Here is a 22,772-nt window from a genome sequence, read left to right on the forward strand (position 1 = left end):
TTGTTATTCCCCCATTCTCTTCCCAGTCATTTTAATAAAGCTATTCTCTAGATTTGGTCGTTTTATGTTTAGTTTGTTATAGTCTATTCCTAGCTCTACTAAAACTCTTATTAAAGCTTTTATGGTCTCTTCTTTTTGGGTAGTTATTTTAACAAAACCATTGTGTTGTTCTATACAGGCATTACTTAGTTTATGTTCTAAGGCTTGTTCAACTTCATCGGTGGTGGTAAAGGTTATTTCAATATCTATGTTGGAGCTAGCAATAACTTCAGCTACTGTGCCAATAGCTTTAATTTTCCCCTCATACATTATAGCTAAGCGATCACATAAATACTCTGCCTCTTCCATGTAATGGGTGGTCATTATTATGGTTCTACCTTCATCTTTGAGGTCTTTTAAGTACCTCCACATATCTCTACGAGCTGCTGGGTCTAACCCCGTTGTTAATTCATCTAAAAATATTATTTTAGGATTAGAGATAAGTGCTAATATTATTGAGAGTTTTTGTTTTTGCCCGCCCGATAGTTTGTTTATATATGACTTGCGTTTATCCAATAAATCAAAGCGTTTTAGTAACTCAACATAAGAGTATGGCTCATCATAAAAGTTCTCAAACAACTCACATAGTTCATATACTTTTATTTTATCTTGATAACTTGTTTCTTGTAACTGTACTCCTATTTCCTTAAATAAGGTATGTCTGTCCTTTTTAGGGTCGAATGATAATACTTTTATTTTACCTGCTGTTACATCTTTAAGACCTACAATACATTCGAGCGTTGTAGTTTTGCCTGCCCCATTTGGCCCTAACACACCAAATATTTCTCCTTTTTTTATGTTAAAAGATATATCATCTACAGCTTTGAGTTGTCCATATGTTTTAGTTAGGTTTTCAACTTTTATAATACTCATAATACTTGCCTCCTACTTCTAAAGTATAAAATCTAGAAAAAGCTTAACATTACAGCTCTAGTTTTTGAACATACCAGTACTTGATTATGTATTATTGGGGGTTTAATTAAGTAATACTTTAGGTTTACTTCTTATTTATTATGGCGAAACCCTTTAATTTATGTTAATAATCTTCCTTTTATTATATTAAAATTAGTACCTAAATTAAATATTATAGCAAGCTAGTTATTGTCTTAAATAAACAAAGGGGTTGTCGTGAAATAGGAATTTTAGCCCCTAAAAACAAGAAGTAATAAAAACCTGCTAGGTATAACACTAAAGAACAGTGTACATGACCTAGTAGGTTTCTTATTTTATGGTCTAATATTGAATTTTGGGTATAACAAATAAAGGTACAGTGGCTAAAGAGAAGCTTTTTCAATTAAGCAACATTACCTACTGTTTTACCTTCATATTTATGTAATTTACCATTTTGAAAACGATGGTATTTATTAATATTTCTAGAGAAAACATATAATAGAAACTGTTTATACACTTTTTCTGAAGAGCGGTAATTAAAGCGTCTAAATTTCTGATTGCCTTTTATATCTCCAAAGTGACCTTCCGTTTGGATTGAGCGTATTTGTCTATTTAAGATACCTTTCTCACTTTGTATATTAGTATATGAGTTCTTTTTTAAGGTCTCCCATAGTTCATTAACTTTCATAATTTTATTTTTATGAGCATGTTTTTCTTCATTATATTTATATAAACACTGTGGTTTGAGATGACAGCCATTACAATCATCACAGGCATAAACCTCAAAGGTTTTTGTGTATCCATTTTCTTTATGTTTTTCACTATGACTATGTAAAAGCTTGCGGTTATTATGACAAATATAATAAGGTTTTTCACAATCTACTTTTTTCATGTTATAGTGTTTTCCGATATTTTGAAAATAGGCTCTTGTTTTCATCTTCTCATGTTCTTGTAGTTTTATAAAACTTTGTATTTTACGTTCATGTAAGTAAATTAGGTTTTTTCACTACAATAGCCACTATCTGTAGTTGTCCCATCTGGATAATATCCAAAATGTGTTTTATGTTTATTAAGTAATGGGATAAGGGTATTATAGTCTGTTCGGTCATTACTGATGTAACTATGAATAATAAAGTAATTTTCTACAGCTATCTGAACATTATATGCTGGTTTTAATTGCCCATTTTTCATGTGGTCATCTTTCATTCTCATAAAGGTTGCTTCAATATCTGTTTTAGAGTAGCTATTACGGTCAGTTCCCATAATCTTAAAATGTGTTTTGTATTTTAGTAATTGCTTACTATAGGTTTCTAGTTGCTCATATAGCTTTTGAAGCTCATTTTTTGGTTTACCTTTACCACTTGTGAAGGTAATTCCTTCTCCCTTAGCTATTTTTATAAGATTAGCTTGTAATTTTAATAGCTTGATCGGTGAGGTATTGTCAATTTCTATGATAGTGTTATTTGATCTTTTCTTTTGCCCTTTATTCTTGCGTTTACGATTTTGGGCAATTATTTTTTTTACTTTGTCTATTCCCTGAATACTAAACATAATGGTATCTGCCAATTTGTATTTTTGGTCATAGCCACCATTTTTAATAAAGATGTTATATCTTGTATATAAGTTATCTATGTTATCTAATAGCCCTGCTAAGTGATAGTTAATACTACCTCGCCAAACAAATGTATAACGATTAGCATTTGCCTCTATTTTAGTTCCATCTATATACAATTGCTTTAGAGTAACATAGTTTTCTTTTTGCAATGTTCTTATAAATTGATAATGTAAGTCTTCTAATATTTCAACTGTCAATTTATTATTGAAGAACTGATAAAAAGCATCTCGCTTTGGAGTCTCCCCTTAGTTAGCGATATATATACTATATCTCGTTCACATAATTCTACTATTTTATCTACCGAACTTACTCCTTGCATGTTCGCATACACCATAACTGCATACATCATTATTGGATTATAGCCTTTTCTTCCTCTATTTTTATATCTAGCTAACAGGCTAGTATAGTTTAATTCCTCCAATATTTTTATTAAGGTATAGACTGGGTCATTGGCTGGCAATCCTATTTCTGATAGTTTGAAGTTTATTTTTAGTTGTCCTTTTTTGAAAAATTGATTATAATATTCTTGTTTCATGTGTAGTTACATTATACAATGTAGCGGGAACGAGATGGTCTTTTTTGACCATCTTTTTTCTTTTCATATTAAAATAAGCAACTCTACTCTTTCGAGTATTGTTGCTTTTTAGGATTGTATTTCCCGACAACCCCTTAAGATAACATATATTTAGTAAGATTTACTCTTTAGTTAAAAATGAACGAGCCTCACCTATAGTGTATAAGGAGCCTGTCACTAATATTATGTCGTCTTCATTAGCTATTTTTTTAGCTTGCTCAATTGCCTTTGTTACAGGTACAATTGCTCTAACATTTTTTATTAGTTTCTTAGCCTCTTCTGCTAAAACATTTATATTTAATGCTCTGTAATAATCTGGAGCTGTAATAATAGCATAGTCTGTTAAATCAGCAATATGCTCTATCATTTCAGCAAAGTCTTTATCTTTTAAGATACCTATTACAGTTATAATTCTTTTATTTTGCTTTAGCTCCCTCATAGATTTTGCTAAGGCTTTTGTACCATGGGTATTATGGGCACCATCTAGTATTATAGTTGGTTTTTTAGCTACTACTTCCATTCTACCTGGCCATTTCACTTTTTTTATGCCCTCAGTTATAGCCTGCCAAGATATTTTATACCCCTTGCTTTGAAGTACCTCTACAGCAGCAATTGCCACACAGGCATTATCTACTTGATGAATACCGTTTAGTGAAATACTAATATCATATAAGTCACTATTTAGGCTTTCGTAAGTAAACTGCTGACTTTGCAACTTAAACTCTCTATTTTTACTGGCAAAGTTTTTATTAATGGCATACAATGTTGCCTCTTCTTCGTTTACTCTTTTAGTAATTACAGCTAGCGATTCGTTATCCTTTACACCTGTAATAACTATGCTATTCTTTTTAATTATCCCAGCCTTTTCATAAGCTATTTTGGCAAGAGTATCACCAAGTATTGCCTGATGATCAAAACCAATTGTGGTTATTACCGCTACTTCTGGAGCTGGTATTACATTGGTAGCATCAAACCTACCACCTAAGCCAACCTCAAGCACTACAATATCAACCTTTTGCTCAGCATAATACTTTAAAGCAAGTGCTGTTGTTATTTCGAACTGAGTTGGATGACCAACTGGTGTTTTACTTATCTCTTCGCAGATTAATTTAATTTGCGTTACTAATATAGCTAACTCATTGTTGGGTATTTCACAACGGTTTATTTGAATACGTTCATTAAATCTCTCTAAAAATGGAGATATATATAAACCTACTCTATAACCAGCTTCTTGTAACATGCCAGTAATAAAAGCAGAGGTTGATCCTTTACCATTAGTACCTGCTACATGAACAAACTTCAATGATTTTTCGGGAGAACCAAGATGCTTTAAAAGCTCTTTAGTTCTTGCTAAACCTGGTTTACTTCCAAATCTCTCTATTCCATGTATATAATCTATTGCTTGTTGATAATTCAATTATAACCCTCACTATTTTAATTTTGCTAAACTAGCAATTCTATCTTTTACTGCCTGAAGCTGTGCTTTGTAATCCTCTAGTTTTTGGCGTTCAGCATCAACAATATGGGCTGGAGCTTTACTAACAAATTTTTCATTATTTATTTTGCCGTTAGCCCTTTTAACCTCACCTTGTAATCGTTTTAACTCCTTCTGTAAACGTTCAGTCTCTTTAGCTAAGTCTATTAACCCTGCTAGTGGCAAGTAAATTGTTGCCCCACTTACGATAGCTGTTAACGCCTCTTCAGTAGGTGCTTGATCTTTTTGCAACAGTTTAACCTCAAGCTCACCTAAACCAGCTAGAGTCTTTAGATATATTTCATTTTTAATAAACATCTGCTGAGTCTCTATGTTATCTGCCATTATTATGGCTTTTATTCTTTGACTAGGTTTAACATCTGATTCTTGACGAATGTTTCTAATTGAACGAACTGCGTCCATTAATACCGCCATTACTTTTTCAGTGTCTTCGTTGTAATAGTTTGCTTCTGGTAGTGCAGTAATTACAATCGACTCACCTTTGTGAGGCAATGACTGCCAAAGTTCTTCTGTGATAAATGGCATAAATGGATGTAGAAGCTGTAAAGTACCACTAAGCACAGTTATTAACACTGAACGTGTAGTTAACTTATCTGCTTCATTATCACTATATAAGCGAGGTTTAGCCATTTCAATATACCAATCGCAGTATTCACTCCACAAAAAGTCATATAACATACGTGCTGCTTCACCAAATTCATAACGATTAACAACTCTATTAATTTCTGTTATAAGGGTACTAAATCTACTTAATATCCACTTATCTGCCAAAGACAAGTTTTCTGTTAAGTTTATATCACTCCATTTAAATTCAGCTAAGTTAAGCTGTACAAAACGAGCAGCATTCCACATTTTGTTGGTAAAGTTGCGGTTAGACTCTAGTCTTTCCATATGAAAACGCATATCGTTACCCGGAGTATTGCCAGTTACTAGGGTAAAGCGTAATACATCTGCTCCAAAATCAGCAATAGCCTCTAGTGGGTCTACCCCATTGCCTAAACTTTTACTCATTTTTCGACCCTGGCTATCTCGAACTAAACCATGTAATAAAACAGTATCGAATGGCACTTGATCTGTACACTCTAAACCCATAGTTATCATTCTCACAACCCAAAAGAAGATTATATCGTAACCAGTTACTAAAGTAGAAGTAGGATAAAAATCTAGTTGTTCTGGCTTTAGGTCAGGCCAGCCTTGGGTAGAGAATGGCCATAATGCTGAACTAAACCATGTGTCTAACACATCTTCATCTTGTATTAGGTTTTTACCACCACATTTAGGGCAAGTGCTTGGAGTCTCTTTGCTTACTATTATTTCACCACAGGTACAATACCATGCAGGAATTTGATGTCCCCACCATAATTGACGACTAATACACCAGTCTCTAATTTTTTCTAACCACTGTAAATATATTTTTTCAAATCTATCAGGTACAAATTTTACGTCTTTTTTACGGGCAGCCTCAATGGCTCTTTCAGCTAAAGGTTTCATTTTTACAAACCACTGATTTTTAATTAGTGGCTCAACTGTAGTTTCACAGCGGGTACAGTGGCCAACGTTATGTTGGTGGTCTTCTATGTTTCGTAGTAAACCAATTCCCTCTAAGTCTCTAATTAACGCTTTACGACAATCGTATCGGCTCATACCAGTGTAAGGAGCTCCATTTTCATTGATGGTAGCGTCTTCATTCATTATATTTATTTCTGGTAAGTTATGTCGTTGCCCAATAGCAAAGTCATTTGGGTCATGTGCAGGTGTTATTTTAACAGCACCAGAACCAAACTCTTTTTCTACATAGTAGTCAGCAACAATTGGTATTTTACGGTTGGCAATTGGTAGAATACAATGTTTGCCAACTAAATGTTTGTAACGCTCATCATCCGGATGCACTGCTACCGCAACATCACCTAGTATTGTTTCGGGTCTGGTAGTCGCTATAATAATCTCTCCCTCACCCTCAGCTAAAGGGTAAGCTACATGATATAGTTTACCAGCACTCTCGTGGTGTTCTACTTCTATGTCGGAAAGTGTTGTACCACACTCTGGACACCAGTTAATTATATAACTACCTTTATATATTAAACCCTTTTCATAAAGGCTTACAAAGGCTTCTTTAACGGCCTTAGAGCACCTTTCATCCATAGTAAAGGATTCTCGATCCCAATCACAAGAGCTACCTAAAGCACGTAATTGATTTGTAATTGTACTACCGTATTTATCTTTCCATTGCCATACTCTCTCTATAAACTTCTCCCTACCTAGGTCCTGCATGTCTATTCCCTCTTTACGTAGGGCATCTCGTACCTTACGTTGGGTGGCAATTCCCGCATGATCTGTACCAGGAATCCAACATGCTTCGTAACCTTGTTGGCGTTTATAACGAACTAATATATCTTGTAAAGTCATGTCTAAAGCATGACCTATATGCAATTGACCTGTTACATTAGGGGGAGGCATCATTATTGAAAACTTACCCTTAGAAGGGTCTCTTTTTACTGGTTTAAAATAGCCCTTTTCTTCCCATAATTTATACCATTTTTTTTCGGTGTCTGTATGATTATAATTCTTTGGTATTTGTTGTGACATAATAATCCTCCTATTACGATTGTTTATACATAGATTTAGCAATGGTTCTAACCTTGTTTTAACAATGGTTATAGCGATTGGGTTTAAAGTTACGGTTGCTTGTAACTCAACTCCCTATTGGAGGACATGAAGCCCTCCACTACAATAGCTACATCTACTACGTCCATTGCTCTGTCAACTGCTTAATCCACTACAATAAAAAAAACCCTTTCATCTTTAATAAAGGACGAAAGAGCTCCGCGGTACCACCTTAATTTTGCTATCTAGCAACACTTTATAATTATAACGGAATTACCGGTTGTTACTACTTAAGTTCGCAACAACACCTCATGGGCTACGTTCATTAGATCTTTCAAAAACAGGTTTTCAGCCTAGGACCCATTATCTCTACTTGCTTATTCTAATTACTCTTCCCAATCTTAGGTTATGATTTTTTTGTAATATATCATAAAATTTGCGTTAATGTCAATGTATTTAAAGCTTAAATCTCAACTTCACTTTCTTGACTTAATTATCTTTAGCTCATTGTTTAAGGCTACTGCATATAATTTTAAGCAAGCTAAGCAATACTATCAAATACTTCTTTTAGTTTAGCTGCATAATCTCTACTCTCTTCATATAAAGACCAAGTATTTAGTGCATTGCTAAATAGTCTATCAAAATGTTCTTGATCCCAGTTTACTAATACATCTGTATCTACATTTGATTGCAGTTTACTTTTTATATATAAAATCATATAACATAGTTGAACGGTTAAGATATGACAACTATTTAAGTGATACTGCTTTATTATTTGCTCATAGTTTTTATCACCAAAACGGGTTTGTCTATATAGTTTCACAAACTCTTCTTCTTGCTCTATAGATAAATCAACTATGGGGTCTTTTAGTAAATCTATTAAATTAGTCATATCTGAGCTAGTATCATAGTCGCTCCAATTTCTAATTACTGGATTATTGTCATTTACAAACATTTCATAAGGAGTTAATGATTTAAATCTAATATTACGTTCAAAGTTGTCTCCTAACCAAACTGCTGTACTATAGTATTCGTTTAATAAGTCATTTATTTGAGCCTCTGATAATAGCTTAGCCTTAACAAGCTGTTTTAAACCAGAATGTAACATTTTACGAAAATCTTCTGCTTGCATTGCTCTACGTGATGGTACCAATAATGAAACATTTTTAAATGCATTATGGGCATGGGCTAATTGAATTGTAATTGTTTTTATTAAATCTAATTTTTGAGTATCCTCTATGTTTACCAACACATCTTTGAGCAATGTTAAACCACAAAATTCAGTTAATACAAAATTTTTCTTTTCATCAAAAAAATATATTTTAGGTACAATATTACTGTATTCATTAATCTTTTTAGTTATTTCAACATCTATAGCAAACTTTTTGGTTCTAACCTCAATTACTCTTCCCTCTTTTTCAAGTTTTGCTTGATCTCTAAGCATTCCTTGCGCCATTTCTATCCCAGCTGAATGAGTAGATGTAGCTAATCCAGCACCAGTTGAGTTCATTGACTCATCTTTTGGGCGAGATTTTTTTTGCTCTGCTTCGAATTGCTCTTCAGCGTAGTCAGCAGATGGATCATATATACATCCCTCAAAAAGGTACTGTTTACCACTGTTATCTTTAGCATTGATTTGGTAATAATATTTATCATTGATGTAATTTTCAGTCTTCATTTGTTGAGGTTCAAAGCTTTCTATAATAATACTTTCATCATTAAAAGCTATTTTAGGAAAGACCTTTTGAAACAAAGTTGTTATGTATTTTTTTGTTAGTTTAAATTTCTTAACAAATTTTGTAATGAAAAAGATAACAACCGCCACTGCTAATACTGAAAGCACAATGCCCTTAACCATACAATATCCTCCTGTTTACTAAATATATAATGAACATGTAATATGCTCTAGATATACTGTTGATAAAATGCCCTTTCTTTTATTACCTGTGTATGTTGCACACCTTAATAACAAACACTATCAACAGGCTATCATTTTGTTAACTCTGTTAACAAAATGAAGCGAACACATAAAATGTTCGCTTCTACTTTTTTTTAATACTAAGAAGTAACATATACTATTAGTTATTATAACTCGTAATATAATTTTTTCCTAATATATTTTTATATTTAATATGTTATATTAGTTTAAATTGGGTGAACGCCTTTATCTCCGGCTTCTTCATGTTCATTTAAAGTCTCATAGTCTACTTTATACTTTTTTGTTTGGCGGAGTTTTAAATATTTTTCTGCAACCTGTGGGAAAGCAGCGTAAGACAATACGTCTTCGTCTTTCTCCATATATTCAGCAATGGCTTTTTTAGCATCTTCATAACCAGGCTTTAGTGTTTCAGCAGGTCTACAGGTAATAACCTCAGCATCACCAATTATGCTTCTACGAAATTCTTCGTCAATTGTTCCTGGTGGTCTTCCATAGTAACCTTTGAGATAATTTTTAACCTCATTAGTAACCATTTTATATCTCTCACCAGCTAAAACATTCATAACTGATTGCGCACCTACCATTTGACTTGATGGTGTAACCAATGGTGGATAACCTAAGTCTTTACGAACACGTGGAACCTCTGCTAATACAGCAGGTATTTTGTCTAATTGACCCTCTAACTGTTTTCTAAAGTTAGATAACATTCCACCAGGTACCTGATACTTTAATACATTAATATCTACAGACTTGTCCACTAATTTAGACTCGGGGTATTTCTTTTTAATGCCTTCGAAATACTCAGCTATTTCAGACAATAACTCTGAATCTAAACCTGTATCATAAGGTGTACCCTGTAGAGTAGCAACCATAGGTCCAGTAGCAGGCTGTGATGTTCCCATAGCTAGAGGAGCAAATGCTAGGTCTATAATATCTACACCAGATTCAATTGCTTGCATGTACATCATATTACCCATACCACTTGTCATATGAGTATGAAGATGAATAGGTACGTTGAGTTCCTTTTTCATTTGTTTGATTAAATCACGAGCTAAATATGGCTTTAAAATACCTGCCATATCCTTAAGACAAATTTGATCGCAACCAATTTGAACTAATTCTTTGGCTGTTTTAATGTAGTGTTTTATATCATGTACTGGGCTTATTGTATATACAACTGTACCCTCAGCAATACCGCCAGCTTTTTTAGTAAATTCGATAGCTTTTTGCATATTACGTACATCATTTAAAGCATCAAAAATACGTAAAATATCTATGCCATGTTCAACAGTTTTTTCAACAAATTTCTGTAAAATATCATCAGGATAATGTTTATATCCTAAGATATTTTGACCTCTTAACAACATCTGTAACTTAGTATTTTTAACACGTTTGCGAATTTCATCAAGGCGATCCCATGGATCTTCATTTAAATACCTTAAACAAGAGTCAAATGTTGCGCCGCCCCAAACTTCCATTGAGTAAAAGCCAACTGAATCCATCTTTTCGAGAATAGGTAACATATCCTCAGTTTTCATTCTTGTAGCCCATAATGACTGATGGCCATCTCGCAAAGTGGTATCGGTTATTTTTAATCTTTTATCCATTACTTCACTTCCCGCCTCTTTGATATATAGTTTATTGTATACAGTATTTCTATTGTACCCTATTAAATCAAATTTGCCAACTCATTTATCAATGAATCTCCACCAAATTTTTTTTCACTTGAAATAACAAACATTCTGTTAGGGTCTTTCATTCCTAATTCTCTAGCAATTTTCAGAGCTTGTTGTTTTTGCTTTGTTTTACCAATTTTATCTGCTTTAGTTATTACTAAAAGCCACGGAATATTTAAATGTTGTAGATAATTAGCCATTTCTTTATCTAAGGCTGTGGCATCATGTCTGATATCTGTAACCTGAATTACACCTTTAAGTTGGTCACGATTTTCCATATAACGTTCCATTTCATGGCGCCATTTTTTACGCATGTCTATACTAACCTTAGCATAGCCATAACCTGGCAAGTCTACAAAGTAAAAAGAATTATTAATTAAGTAATAATTAAAGGTCTGGGTTCTACCGGGTGATGAGCTAGTTCTTGCTAGTTTTTTTTTGTTAACTAAATAGTTAAGTAGTGAAGATTTACCTACATTAGAACGACCTGCAAAAGCAAATTCCGCAAAACCCGTAGTTGGACAATGTTCTAATGTAGGAGCCGATTTTATAAACTCCGATTGTTTTATTTTCATTTTTAATCACCTTTTAACGCTACTTTTAATACTTGATCTACATTTTCTACTGCAATTATTTTTAAGGCCCTCTCAACTGACTTTGGTATGTCAATTAAATCATTTACATTCGCCTTTGGTATTATAACAGTTTTTACCCCAACGCGCTTAGCTGCTAGTAATTTTTCCTTTAACCCCCCTATTGGCAACACCCTGCCACTAAGTGTTATTTCACCAGTAAATCCAAATCTATTTTGCACAGGTTTTTTAACTAGTGCAGATAATAATGCAACTGCAATGGTTATGCCAGCTGAAGGGCCATCTTTAGGAACTGCCCCCTGTGGTACATGAACATGAATATCGTTTTTGCTAAATACCTCATCTGGAATTAGGTACTTTCCTGCCTGTGAATGTAAATAGCTTAAGGCAGTTTGAGCTGATTCTTTCATTACATTACCTAGTTTACCTGTTAACTTCAGTTTACCCTCACCACTAGAGATAACAACCTCTACAGGCATTGTTTCACCACCAACCTCTGTATAGGCTAAAGCAGTTGCAATTCCAACTTGATTGCCATCAGATAATAAGTCTACTCTAAAAATAGGTTTGCCTAATAAATCTCTAACATTTTTTTGTGATATTGTAAAGCGCGTGCGTTCTTTAGCAACTATTTTTTTAGCAACCTTACGACATATAGAGGCAATTTTTCGCTCTAATTCCCTAACTCCTGCTTCACGAGTGTACTCATTAATAATTACTTTTATCGCCTTATCATCTATTTTTAGCTGTGTTTTCTTTAAGCCATGAGCTATTAACTGTTTAGGGAACAGGTGTAGTAATGCTATTTCGGCTTTTTCTTCTTCAGTATATCCTGGTAAGGTTATTAACTCCATTCTATCTAGTAATGGTTTAGGTATATTATGTGTTGTATTAGCTGTTGTTACAAATATTACTTTACTTAAATCAAACGGCAAATCTAGGTAGTGATCTGTAAACTGATAGTTTTGCTCGGGGTCTAGTACCTCTAACATTGCAGAAGATGGGTCACCCCTATAGTCGCTACTCATTTTATCTATTTCATCGAATAAAAATAAAGGATTTCTTGTTTTAACGCGTTTTAATGATTTTATCACTCTTCCAGGCATTGCGCCAACATAAGTACGTCTATGTCCTCGAATAGCAGCTTCATCTTTTATTCCACCCAAAGAACTGCTAATAAACTTTCTTCCTAAAGCCCTTGCTATAGACTTGGCTAAGGAAGTTTTACCAACGCCAGGTGGTCCCACAAAACATAAAATAGGCCCTTTTAAGTTATTAGTTAACTTTAAAACTGCCATATACTCTATTATTCGTTCTTTAACTTTTTTTAAACCATAATGGTCTTCATTTAAAATTCTTTCAGCCTCAGCAATTTCCATATCCTCATTATCTAGGTTATTCCAAGGTAGGCTTAAACATAGGTTTAAGTAGTTCTCAATTATTGAGCGCTCTGGTGAACCTTTAGGTGCCTTACTTAAACGCTCTATTTCTTGTAAAAGTTTTTCTTCTACGTCTTTATTTAAATCAAAATCACTGAGTTTATTGGTGTACTTAGCAAACTCGGGGGTACTCTTTTCTCTTAAACCGAGCTCTGTTTTTATGGTTCTTAATTGCTCTCGCAAATAGTACTCACGCTGAGTATCTTCTAGCTTTTCCTGTACCTGTTTTTGAATATTTTGGTCTATTTTTAAAAGAGCAATTTCTTCATGTAAGTATGCTAAAAGTTTTTCTAAGCGATTGTAGAGTGATTTTGTCTCTAAGAGTTCTTGTTTTTTTTCTACTGAAAATGGCATATTACCACCTATTAAATCACCTAATTGTTCAGCACTGTCGATATCTGTTAATGCTGTAATATCCTCAAATTGGATGTTATGATTTAATGATAAAAACTTGACAAATGCCTCTTTAACTGCCCTTAAAACAATGAGTATATTATCATTAGCTTCATCAACTGTGTTAAAGTCTGCTACCTCTGCCTGTAGGTAGGGATTGCTTGCTTTAAATGAAATTACAACAACTCTTTCCATACCCTCTACAAGTACTCTTGCTAACCCTCCTGGCACTTTAATTATTTGTCTTATTGCTGCAACAACACCAATCTCATACAAGTCTTCGGCTTGTGGATATTCTTGCGAAGCGTTAACTTGCTGTACTAAACACACTAAATCATCGTTATTAACACTCTTTTCAATCGCAATAAGCGATGATTTACGCCCTACATCGAGGGTTATCATAGTATATGGAAAAACAGCTGTTCCTCTCAATGGTATAACAGGAATATTCCTTTTTGACATTGAGGCACCTCCGAAAATATAATAATAGGGCTCACGCATTAGCAAAATGAACGCTAAAGCGACAGCCCCTTAGTGTATTCGCTTGTAGCTTCGTGTGGTTTGTAATTAACAAGTTGATTACGTGGTGTGCTTTCGCGTAATGTGTATACCTTAGGTATACGTTTAAATACTGGCTACTGCAACGCGAAATATCACATTAGTAAAATGTTTAGCTTGCAATTCAAACATTCACTCGTTAGCAAAATAACAAAAGTTATTATTGTTTTTAGTTTTAAATTACTGCCCTACAGCTTCTGTAGTATATTTAACTCGCTCTACATCTATTAATATGTGTGGTAAAACTTCACTAAAACTGCTTACAGGTATAACTTTTACGCCGGGATAGTCACAAAATGCATCTTGCCAGTTCTCTTGAGGGATTATGGCGATATCTACCTCATTATTTCGTGAAGCAGCTCTTAATTTATCAATGACTCCACCAATAGGCTTTATTTGCGCCCTTAATGATACCTCACCTGTCATAACTACGTTATTGGCTATTGGAATTCCAGTAAAGGCACTATATAGAGCACTAGATATAGTTATACCTGCTGAGGGACCATCAACGGGTGCTCCACCAGCAAAGTTAATATGTATATCATATGAATCTATAGCAATATCATACTCTTTTGCTAACATAGTTAAAGCGTTTTCTACTGAGTCATGCGCCATACTTCTTCTTTTTACTTTATGCCCATTTCCACCAAACTCTTCTTCACTAACAATACCGCTTACTCTAATAGAGCCTTTACCACTTGCTACAGCTTTAACCACAGCCTCTACCTCAATTAATGCACCCGTATGATTATTAAAAACAGCCATACCATACGCTAAACCAACCTGAGGATTATCTGCAATTTGTAATGAGTGGCGTGGTTGTAATCTACTACAGTTTATTAACCAGTCTACGTCACTTGATTTTATTTCTTTACGCTTTTCAACCATTGCTAAGCCTGCAGCAATTTGAACCAAGTTTACTGCCTCACGACCATTTTGAGCATATCTGCCAATTGTAGATAAGGCTTTTTGATTAAGTTCCATGGATATTCTTTGGCTAGCATTTTTAGCTATAACCATGATATCTGAAGCAGTTAAAGGTCTAAAATATATTTCCAGGCATCTTGAACGTATCGCAGGTATTATTTCATTAGGAGACCTAGTTGTTGCCCCTATAAGCCTAAAATCAGCGGGTAGGCCCTTTTGAAAAATACTATGTATATGTTCGGGTATTTTACTGTTTTCTTTACTATAATATGCACTTTCTAATAAAACTTTTCTATCCTCTAAAACTTTTAGTAGTTTATTTATTTGAATATTATGTAATTCGCCAATTTCATCAATAAATAAAATCCCACCATGGGCTTTACTTACCGCTCCGGGTTTAGGCTGCGGTATACCAGCAACCCCCATAGAACCTGCGCCTTGATAAATTGGGTCATGCACAGAGCCTATTAAAGGATCTGCTATACCTCTCTCATCAAACCTTGCGGTTGCTGCATCTAGTTCTATAAATACAGCATTAGCTCTAAAAGGTGAAACAATATTTCTTTTGGCTTCTTCAAGTACTAAACGGGCAGCAGCAGTTTTACCTACTCCAGGAGGTCCATATATTAATATATGCTGTGGATTAGGACCACATAAGGCAGCCCTTAACATTCTAATAGCATCCTCTTGTCCTATTATTTCATCAAAACTTTTAGGCCGTGTTTTTTCTGACAAAGGCTCACTTAGTTTTATAGCTCTTTTTTGTCTTAGTTTTTCTAGCTCTGAACGTGATTCTTTAACTATTGCCTGTTGAGAATTGTTTTGAGTTAATAATAATCGCAAAAAGTAAATACCTATAATAGCTGCAAATAAAAAATTTAAGATTGTAATAACACCAGTATAACCGTTCATTCCTGCACCCCCGCAATTAGTAAATACCCTATAAAACCCTAAAAACTAAAATAACTCTTTTAGGAGAGTTAGGATACCTGTTTTATTATTTCCTATATAGCAGTAGGTTATAATGAAAAATTTAATTTTTCTAGAAAAATAATGAATCTATTAACATGAATGTGTTTATACATATAAAGTTAACCATTCGCTTTAGCTGGTGAAGTAGAAAGCTATATAAGAAGGTTCGTAAACTACAAAAAGCCTAGCGTAATGCTAGGCTTCTTGCTGCTGCTTCAATATCTCCAAAGGCCCAATGTTCTTTTGTTATATCTATAAACGAACTATCACAATCTGTGATAGGTGTTCTATGAAGCATTCTATTTATTTCTACAATTGCTTCTGCTCTTGTTATAGCTTTATGTGGGTTAAACAATGTACTTCCATTGATAAATATATTAAGTCTATAAAGCTGATTTATGTATTGCTCAGCAATATGCCCCTTAATATCTGTAAAATATTGCTCGTTTGAGTTCTGCTTTTTTAAACCCAAGAATTTTGCAATAACAAAGGCTAGCTCTGCTTTTGTTACATTGCTCTGGGGTTGTAAAAGATCATCATTATAAATCTCTAGTAAACCGTTTTCATAAGCTATTACAATATTATTGTAATACCAGTTCTCTGGTGTAACATCAGTATAGTAATTTTCTTTACTTGTTCTAACCTCACTACCTAGTAGCCTGGCAAATAATGAGATCATCTCTGCTCTAGTTATGTATTGATCTGGCCGAACTGTTTTATCTTCATAACCCATCAAGTAGCTTTGGGTAAGAAAAAGATAATCACTTGAGAACGCTATAAAAGGCTGTCCAGCTCCATTAGTATTAACTACTTTTCCATTATTCTCACTGCTAATTACAGATATTAGTTTTATTATTTTATAGTCATTTTGGCCATTATATTTAATTTTGAAGTGAACATTACCAGACTCATTTGGTTCAACATTACCAATTTTCCAAACCAGTTGACCATCAACAACTTCTCCCTCAATAACTTCAACTACCTCCATACCATCTGGTATTGGTACTGTGATAACTACATCTTGATAGGTTTGTGTTGAGTTATTTTGATACTGCACTGTACCTTTAACCTCATTATTATTAGAGCTATTATCATTTATAGTTATTTTACTATAAAAGTTCTTAGTAAAGTCTAGGTCTTTTTTTACCATACTAAAGTTGTATTCTACTAAATCTTGTTCTACTGATATTACATCGCTAGTAAAGGGTACATATCCTTCTTTAAATGCCTCAATATAATAATCTGCCTCTGGAAATACCATAAAGGCATATTTACCTTCACTATTAGAGAACTGTGGGTTTTTATTATTTGCTGGTGGCAAGTCATCTACCTTATATAAATTCACTAAAGCTCCTGCAATATTTCCTTTGGCAGAATTTCTATTTGTATCTGCATAATAAAGCTTAACATAAACACCTGTAATAACCTCTTCAGTAACACTATCAGTAATTATGACAAATGGATCAATCAGTATTTGACCGATGCAAATCTCACCATCATTATTAGGAGAGATAGTAGTATTACCTAAGTTAACTTGTTGTCCATTAGGCAATTGATATACAACACTAAACTTATAATTTTTACCTTCTTCCAGTTGATCGGCTATAAAGATACCTGTATTGCGATTGAGGCTACCATTGATAATATTGCCTGAGTCATCAGTAACAATCAGGCTAAGCTCATTATGCTCTAAAATACTAGCTCCATTACTGCTCTTAGGAGCATAAACTATCCCAGCAGCGGTTTTATTAGCATATACCTCACTATTTTCTTTAGATATTTTACCTACATTAACCTGTTGAGTAAATGGTATTTCTAATATTTTACCATCTATCTCAATAATTTCAATTATTGTTATATTATAATGCTCATTCGCATTAGGTACATTCATTTCATAATTTCCATTTTCATCAGTGGTCGTTTCATAGGAATAATCTACAATTCCATCCCCATCAAAATCTTTGGAGATAATTACTTTAGTACCTTTTTTAACTTTACCAGTACTATTGTCTCTAACACTGCCTTTTACTTTTGGCTTTATCTCGTCTTCATCGTCATCATCAGGCAAGGTATCATTATCTATAATAGTTATCAGGGTTTCACTTGTGCCTATACTTGCTCCGCCTGTTGCGTTACAAATTTGCAATTTAAATACCTGACTACCCTCAACCACACTATCATTAGTGATTGGGATAGTTATTATTTTCTCAGCACTATCTCCATTACTAAAGCTGATTGTGCCACTCTTAGTTGTGTAATCTGTGCCTGCTATGGCACTTTCATCTACAGTTGTATAATCTACACTTACTGCTCCATCACTACCAACTGTACGAGTTATCTGCACCTCTATATAAGCTGTACCCTCCGTTACTTTGTAAGTTGCTTGCTTAAGTGAGATAATTCCATTGTTTACGGGTGGCGCTGTATCATTTACAGTAATAATTACAGTAGCATCTGCTGAATCTTCGTTACTATCATTAACCTTAAATTTAAAGCTATCTGCACCTATATAATTTGCATTTGCAGTGTAAATAAATCCTCCATCGCTATTTACTGTTACAACTCCGTTAGTTGGGTCACTTACCTTTATAAAGGTTAAACTATCGTTATCGGCATCAATTCCTGTTAGTGTACCATTATAGGTTGTATTCTTAGTTATAGTTACTGTTTGATTATTGGCTACTGGTGTGTTATTTACGGAATCATCATCCTGTATTGTTACAGTAGTTTCATCTAGTAACAATGTTGCTCCACCTGTAGCTTGACTGAGCTTTATTTTTACTGTTTCATTTTTTTCATGAATATTATCATTTATTAGTTTTAATACTATGTTTTTTGCTCCAGATTCTCCATCAGTAAAGTTTATAGAACCAGTTAAAGCTTCGTAATCTGAGCCAACTACTGCACTACCACCTGTAACAGAATAATTAACAGTTACAACTCCATTGTTACCTACAGTTCTTTCTATAGGGATAGGTAGTTCGTTTACATTTTCATTAATCGTGTAATCACTTGAAACAAAGCCAATAACACCATTTTCATTATCATATACTGTTAATATAAGTTTTTCAGTATGTTCAATTTCTCCATCGCTCACTTTAACACAAATAGTACAGCTGCCAGTTTTATTGTTGTTTGGATTTAATATCAGGGTGCCATTATCTCCTGTTAAGGTACAGCTTATATTACTATTCGCTATTAAGCTCTCATCATTGGATATTGCAGACAGCATTAGATTATTTAAAGGTGTATCTACATCTTCAACCTTAACTTTAAATTCAACAGGAGTATTTTTAAGTGTACTGATTGAAGTATTAATACCACTAGACTTAACCCAATTAGCACCATGGACTGTTGCATTGCTAAAGCTACTTGCACTAACGCTGTTAAATAATTTATTAGCAACTCCTTCATCAACTTTATAATAAGCAATTAAGCCTAACTCATTTCCACTCAGCTCTTTATTTAAGTTTTCATTAATCTGTTTTTCATTTAGTGCTCTATCCCAAATTCTAATATCTTTTAAATACCCTTTAAATAAATCATCAACTGCCCAATTACTTTTACCAAAGTAATTATTGTTTCGCACTTCATTTAGTTTTATTGCTAATGCACCACTTTGTTTTAAAACACCATTAACGTAAATATAACCAGTATTTTTTAAATGATTATATACAAAAGCTGTCCTAGTCCATTCATTTAAAGGCATAATTTCTGATACTACTTTACTATTATTCGAATCAATATATGATTCGAATATTAACCTTTTATTAAGACCTTCCATTCCTGCCCAAATATTCAGTCCGGGTTCACCATTACCAAAGTCAAAAAGTCTACTCCAATTTTGATGGGCAAGCCATTTTGAGGAAATTTCAATTGTAAATGAATCAGGCATAATTATTGCATCTATTTGAGCATAATCCTCACCGTCTTCATTGAACTTATTTCCATCAAAATATAATAACTTTGTTTGAGATAAATCATTTAAGAGAGGTGCATCATTAACTGGGGTTATTTCAGCATACAATTGAAGTTCATTTACGCTAAATCCTGTATTTATCCCATTAATTGTTGTATCTGCTTTTTTAAATGCTGTTCCACTTCTAAGGTCCCAGCCCCGCATTTTAAGATAAGCATCACCATTCCAATTATCATTAGGTATGAAAATAAGCTTAACGTTATCTGGTAATAAAAACGCATTGTTTTCACTAACATCAGTAATAGAATACCAGTATCCGTCTTTTAAATATTGAACTAATCCGTTATTATTTACAGAGGTAATTGCAACACCTTTAGTGCCATTTGGATAGTCAATTCTATCCTTAACTATCTCAGATATTAGTAATCCATCTCTATCACTAAAGTCTTCTTTTTTTGTATAAAGAAGCTCTGGGGTAGATTTTAAAACTACAGGTGGACCATTATCTATCTCATCATCAACTATTGTAAGTGTAGCTGATTTTATGCCACATACCGCACCACCATAGATATTTTTTAGGTTAATAGAAATGGTTTCATTACATTCAATAATACTATCATCGTTAATATTTACAATGAAATTCTTTGTTGATTCTCCTACATTAAATATTAGTTCATTACCAGTAACACTAAAGTCATCACTATCTGCTGTAATTCCAGCTACCTCACAGATAACTTTTGTTGTTTTATTCATTCCACCTGTTTTATTCACTATTACATTAATTGAGTTATTTTCATTTACACTAAATGTATTACTACTTAAACTTACAACTCCATCTTGATCACCAAAAACATTAAATCTAAATATCTCAGTTACAGTATTAACATCATCTTGTACTTCAATTGTTATATTAGCTGATCCCACTTCATCTGTATTGGGTGTAAGAGCTATTTTTTTTGCTGAACCAGTTCCACTTACTAGTATATTTTTATTAGATATTAAACTCTCATTATCTGATGTAACAGCCACTTGGATGTTTTCCATATTAGTATCACAATCAAAAATATCTATATCTATACTTATTGGGGTATTTTTTAAAGTACTAACTGGAAAATCAGCTTTATTATAATCCTGCCAACTAGCACATCCACTAATACTTGCTGTTGAACTAAAGCCTGCAGAACTATTACATACTAGGTTATTAGCAGTATTTCCACTTTCTTCATTTAAGGGATAGTAAGCCAATAATCCTTGTTCTGCACCTGTAAGGTTATTATGCATCTCATTAACTATCTGTTTGGCACTTTTGGCATAGTTCCAAACTCTAACATCTTTCATATATCCATTAAATAATGAATCTGTGCTCCAGTTACTTCTACCTAGATAGTTTGTAGTACGTTCAATATTTGGTTTTATATGACCTTCCCCTTCAATCATCAATTGGCCATTCCAATAAATTAACATTTTTTTTGTATTGTCATCATATATGAATGCAGTATGTATCCATTCATTGTCTGGAATAAATTGTGTTGTGGTTATATCTTTTATTTCATTATCTTTGCGTATTTGAAATAAATTTTTAGTAGTATTACCACTAACTGAAGCTAGAATATTATTATTTTCAGTGCCAATACCAAAATCAAAGAATCTCCTCCAATTATCTCTGGCACTCCATTTGGTCCACATCTCTATGGTAAATGAATTACTTAAGGTCATAGAACCAATATCTATGTAATCATCTCCATCAAACTTAAGTATTTTATGACTATTGCTATATGTTATTATAGGTGGATTAGGATAGCCAGTAATATTTACATCTACTGAATCAATCCAATCAACATCAATAATATTTAAAAAACTATCGCCATATTCAACTATATAACCACCCATATTGCCTATTTGCTGATGTGGAAAATCATTCCATGTACCCTTCATTTCTTCATGAAAGATGCCATCCCAATATCCTGAATGCATATGAAGATAATCTTCATTATTACCATGGTTATTAGGCTCAACTCCAGCATTCCAGTTATTGTACATATTATTTACTGTAATTCCTCCTACTTTTGAGCCTAATCCACTCCAAAACTGAGTATTTTCACTTGTAATTGGGCTAGTAACCCACTTCCATTCGCCTTCTTGATTATTGTCTTCAGCTCCTAGCCAGCCATTAGCTTCACATTTACTAGCAACAAACTCATTTTCTTCTTGTGAAGTAATTACTGCTAAATATCCATTAATACCACAAATTGATCTTTGACTTGCAGCATCTCTAGCATCACTCCACGAAATGTTTGTAGCATTAACAAACTCGTAGAAATGGCCGTTAAAGTACATTAAGTTAAACTCTTTTCCATCCTGTAATCTGTTTACAATATATTCAATTTTTTTTGTACCTGTTGTAGCTGTAGTGTTTAGTTTTATTCCCCTTAAAAAATCTTGATATGTAGCTACATCAGCAATACCAGTTACCTCTAATACCCCATTATTGCTATTATACGTAGCAGTAAGCCCAGTAATATTATTAAATGTCAATGAATCTTCATGTTTATTGAAGTTGCCAGATATATATACTTTTGCTCCACATAAGTTACTCGCTGGATCACTAGCTTGAACACTTAGGTTTGCATCTATAACCTGTTCTCCACCGCCATAGTTGTAATTAATACTAGCTGCTACATCTACTAATAATTCTGAGTCACTTGCTTCAACTGCAAAAAATATTGAACTAATAAGAATCAATATTAAAGATACAACTACACCCCTACTAACACCATTTTTGAGTAAAATCATAACTCCACTCCTAAGCTTTGTTTTTTTGCTAAAGCTATTTCATGTTAAAGTCTTCCCTCATCTTCTTAGAAGATGGAGATACTACCATTTCATCAGCTAATTTTAAGGCGGTTATTTTGATTAAAAATATATTTAATCTATGTAATATAATTTTGTTATTAAAAGCTATCATTCATATTACCTTTCGCTATAGTAAGTTAACCATAGTTAACTCACTATCTATAATATATTTATACGACATATTTTTCAATAGACAAGTGGCAGTTTTATTACTAAATATATTAATGAAAGCAGAGTTGTTAGGTTATTATGCCTAGATTTAGCAAACTTAGCTATTTACTAAAA

12 protein-coding genes and 1 other annotated feature are annotated in these 22,772 nt (G+C 33.4%); all 12 genes read right to left on the reverse strand.

Translation table 11 applies throughout. The features are described from left to right. Window positions 1-3: 3 nt before the first annotated feature. Window positions 4-912 carry an ABC transporter ATP-binding protein gene (locus tag IMX26_RS06090; protein WP_195160791.1) on the reverse strand — a complete coding sequence of 303 codons (909 nt, stop codon included), beginning with the start codon at window positions 910-912 and terminating at the stop codon, window positions 4-6. A gap of 421 nt (window positions 913-1,333) precedes the next feature. Beyond that, a complete protein-coding gene (locus tag IMX26_RS18275) occupies window positions 1,334-1,867 on the reverse strand; it encodes a transposase (RefSeq protein ID WP_347707897.1) in 534 nt (177 codons plus the stop codon). Window positions 1,868-1,923: 56 nt separating this feature from the next. Next, on the reverse strand, window positions 1,924-2,742 hold the full coding sequence (locus IMX26_RS18280; protein ID WP_347707898.1) for a hypothetical protein: 819 nt from the start codon (window positions 2,740-2,742) through the stop codon (window positions 1,924-1,926). Continuing rightward, window positions 2,739-3,080 carry a transposase gene (locus IMX26_RS18285; RefSeq protein WP_347707883.1) on the reverse strand — a complete coding sequence of 114 codons (342 nt, stop codon included), beginning with the start codon at window positions 3,078-3,080 and terminating at the stop codon, window positions 2,739-2,741. The genes IMX26_RS18280 and IMX26_RS18285 overlap by 4 nt, the downstream gene beginning before the upstream one ends. Before the next feature lie 160 nt (window positions 3,081-3,240). After that, window positions 3,241-4,536: a folylpolyglutamate synthase/dihydrofolate synthase family protein gene (locus IMX26_RS06100; protein WP_195160792.1), complete on the reverse strand. Its 1,296-nt coding sequence runs from the start codon at window positions 4,534-4,536 to the stop codon at window positions 3,241-3,243. Window positions 4,537-4,548: 12 nt separating this feature from the next. Continuing rightward, window positions 4,549-7,200, reverse strand: a complete 2,652-nt coding sequence (locus tag IMX26_RS06105) for a valine--tRNA ligase (RefSeq protein ID WP_195160793.1) — start codon at window positions 7,198-7,200, stop codon at window positions 4,549-4,551. A gap of 219 nt (window positions 7,201-7,419) precedes the next feature. Next, window positions 7,420-7,630 (reverse strand) — a binding site (T-box leader). A gap of 129 nt (window positions 7,631-7,759) precedes the next feature. Further along, a complete protein-coding gene (locus tag IMX26_RS06110; RefSeq protein ID WP_195160794.1) occupies window positions 7,760-9,076 on the reverse strand; it encodes a hypothetical protein in 1,317 nt (438 codons plus the stop codon). Between the two features lie 287 nt (window positions 9,077-9,363). Next, window positions 9,364-10,764, reverse strand: a complete 1,401-nt coding sequence (locus tag IMX26_RS06115; RefSeq protein ID WP_195160795.1) for an oxaloacetate decarboxylase subunit alpha — start codon at window positions 10,762-10,764, stop codon at window positions 9,364-9,366. 62 nt (window positions 10,765-10,826) lie between these two features. After that, entirely contained in the window at window positions 10,827-11,408 is a 582-nt protein-coding gene (gene yihA, locus IMX26_RS06120) for a ribosome biogenesis GTP-binding protein YihA/YsxC (RefSeq protein ID WP_195160796.1), read from the reverse strand. A 2-nt stretch (window positions 11,409-11,410) separates the two neighbouring features. Next, window positions 11,411-13,720 (reverse strand): endopeptidase La, encoded by a 2,310-nt coding sequence (gene lon, locus IMX26_RS06125; RefSeq protein ID WP_195160797.1) that lies wholly within the window; start codon window positions 13,718-13,720, stop codon window positions 11,411-11,413. Between the two features lie 276 nt (window positions 13,721-13,996). Beyond that, the gene (lonB, locus tag IMX26_RS06130; RefSeq protein ID WP_195160798.1) at window positions 13,997-15,655 is read right to left on the reverse strand and encodes an ATP-dependent protease LonB; all 1,659 of its coding nucleotides are present in this window, start codon (window positions 15,653-15,655) and stop codon (window positions 13,997-13,999) included. A gap of 244 nt (window positions 15,656-15,899) precedes the next feature. Next, window positions 15,900-22,427 carry a LamG-like jellyroll fold domain-containing protein gene (locus tag IMX26_RS06135; RefSeq protein ID WP_195160799.1) on the reverse strand — a complete coding sequence of 2,176 codons (6,528 nt, stop codon included), beginning with the start codon at window positions 22,425-22,427 and terminating at the stop codon, window positions 15,900-15,902. Window positions 22,428-22,772: the final 345 nt, after the last annotated feature.

This window comes from Clostridium sp. 'deep sea' (genome assembly GCF_014931565.1).
Taxonomy (GTDB): domain Bacteria; phylum Bacillota; class UBA994; order PWPR01; family PWPR01.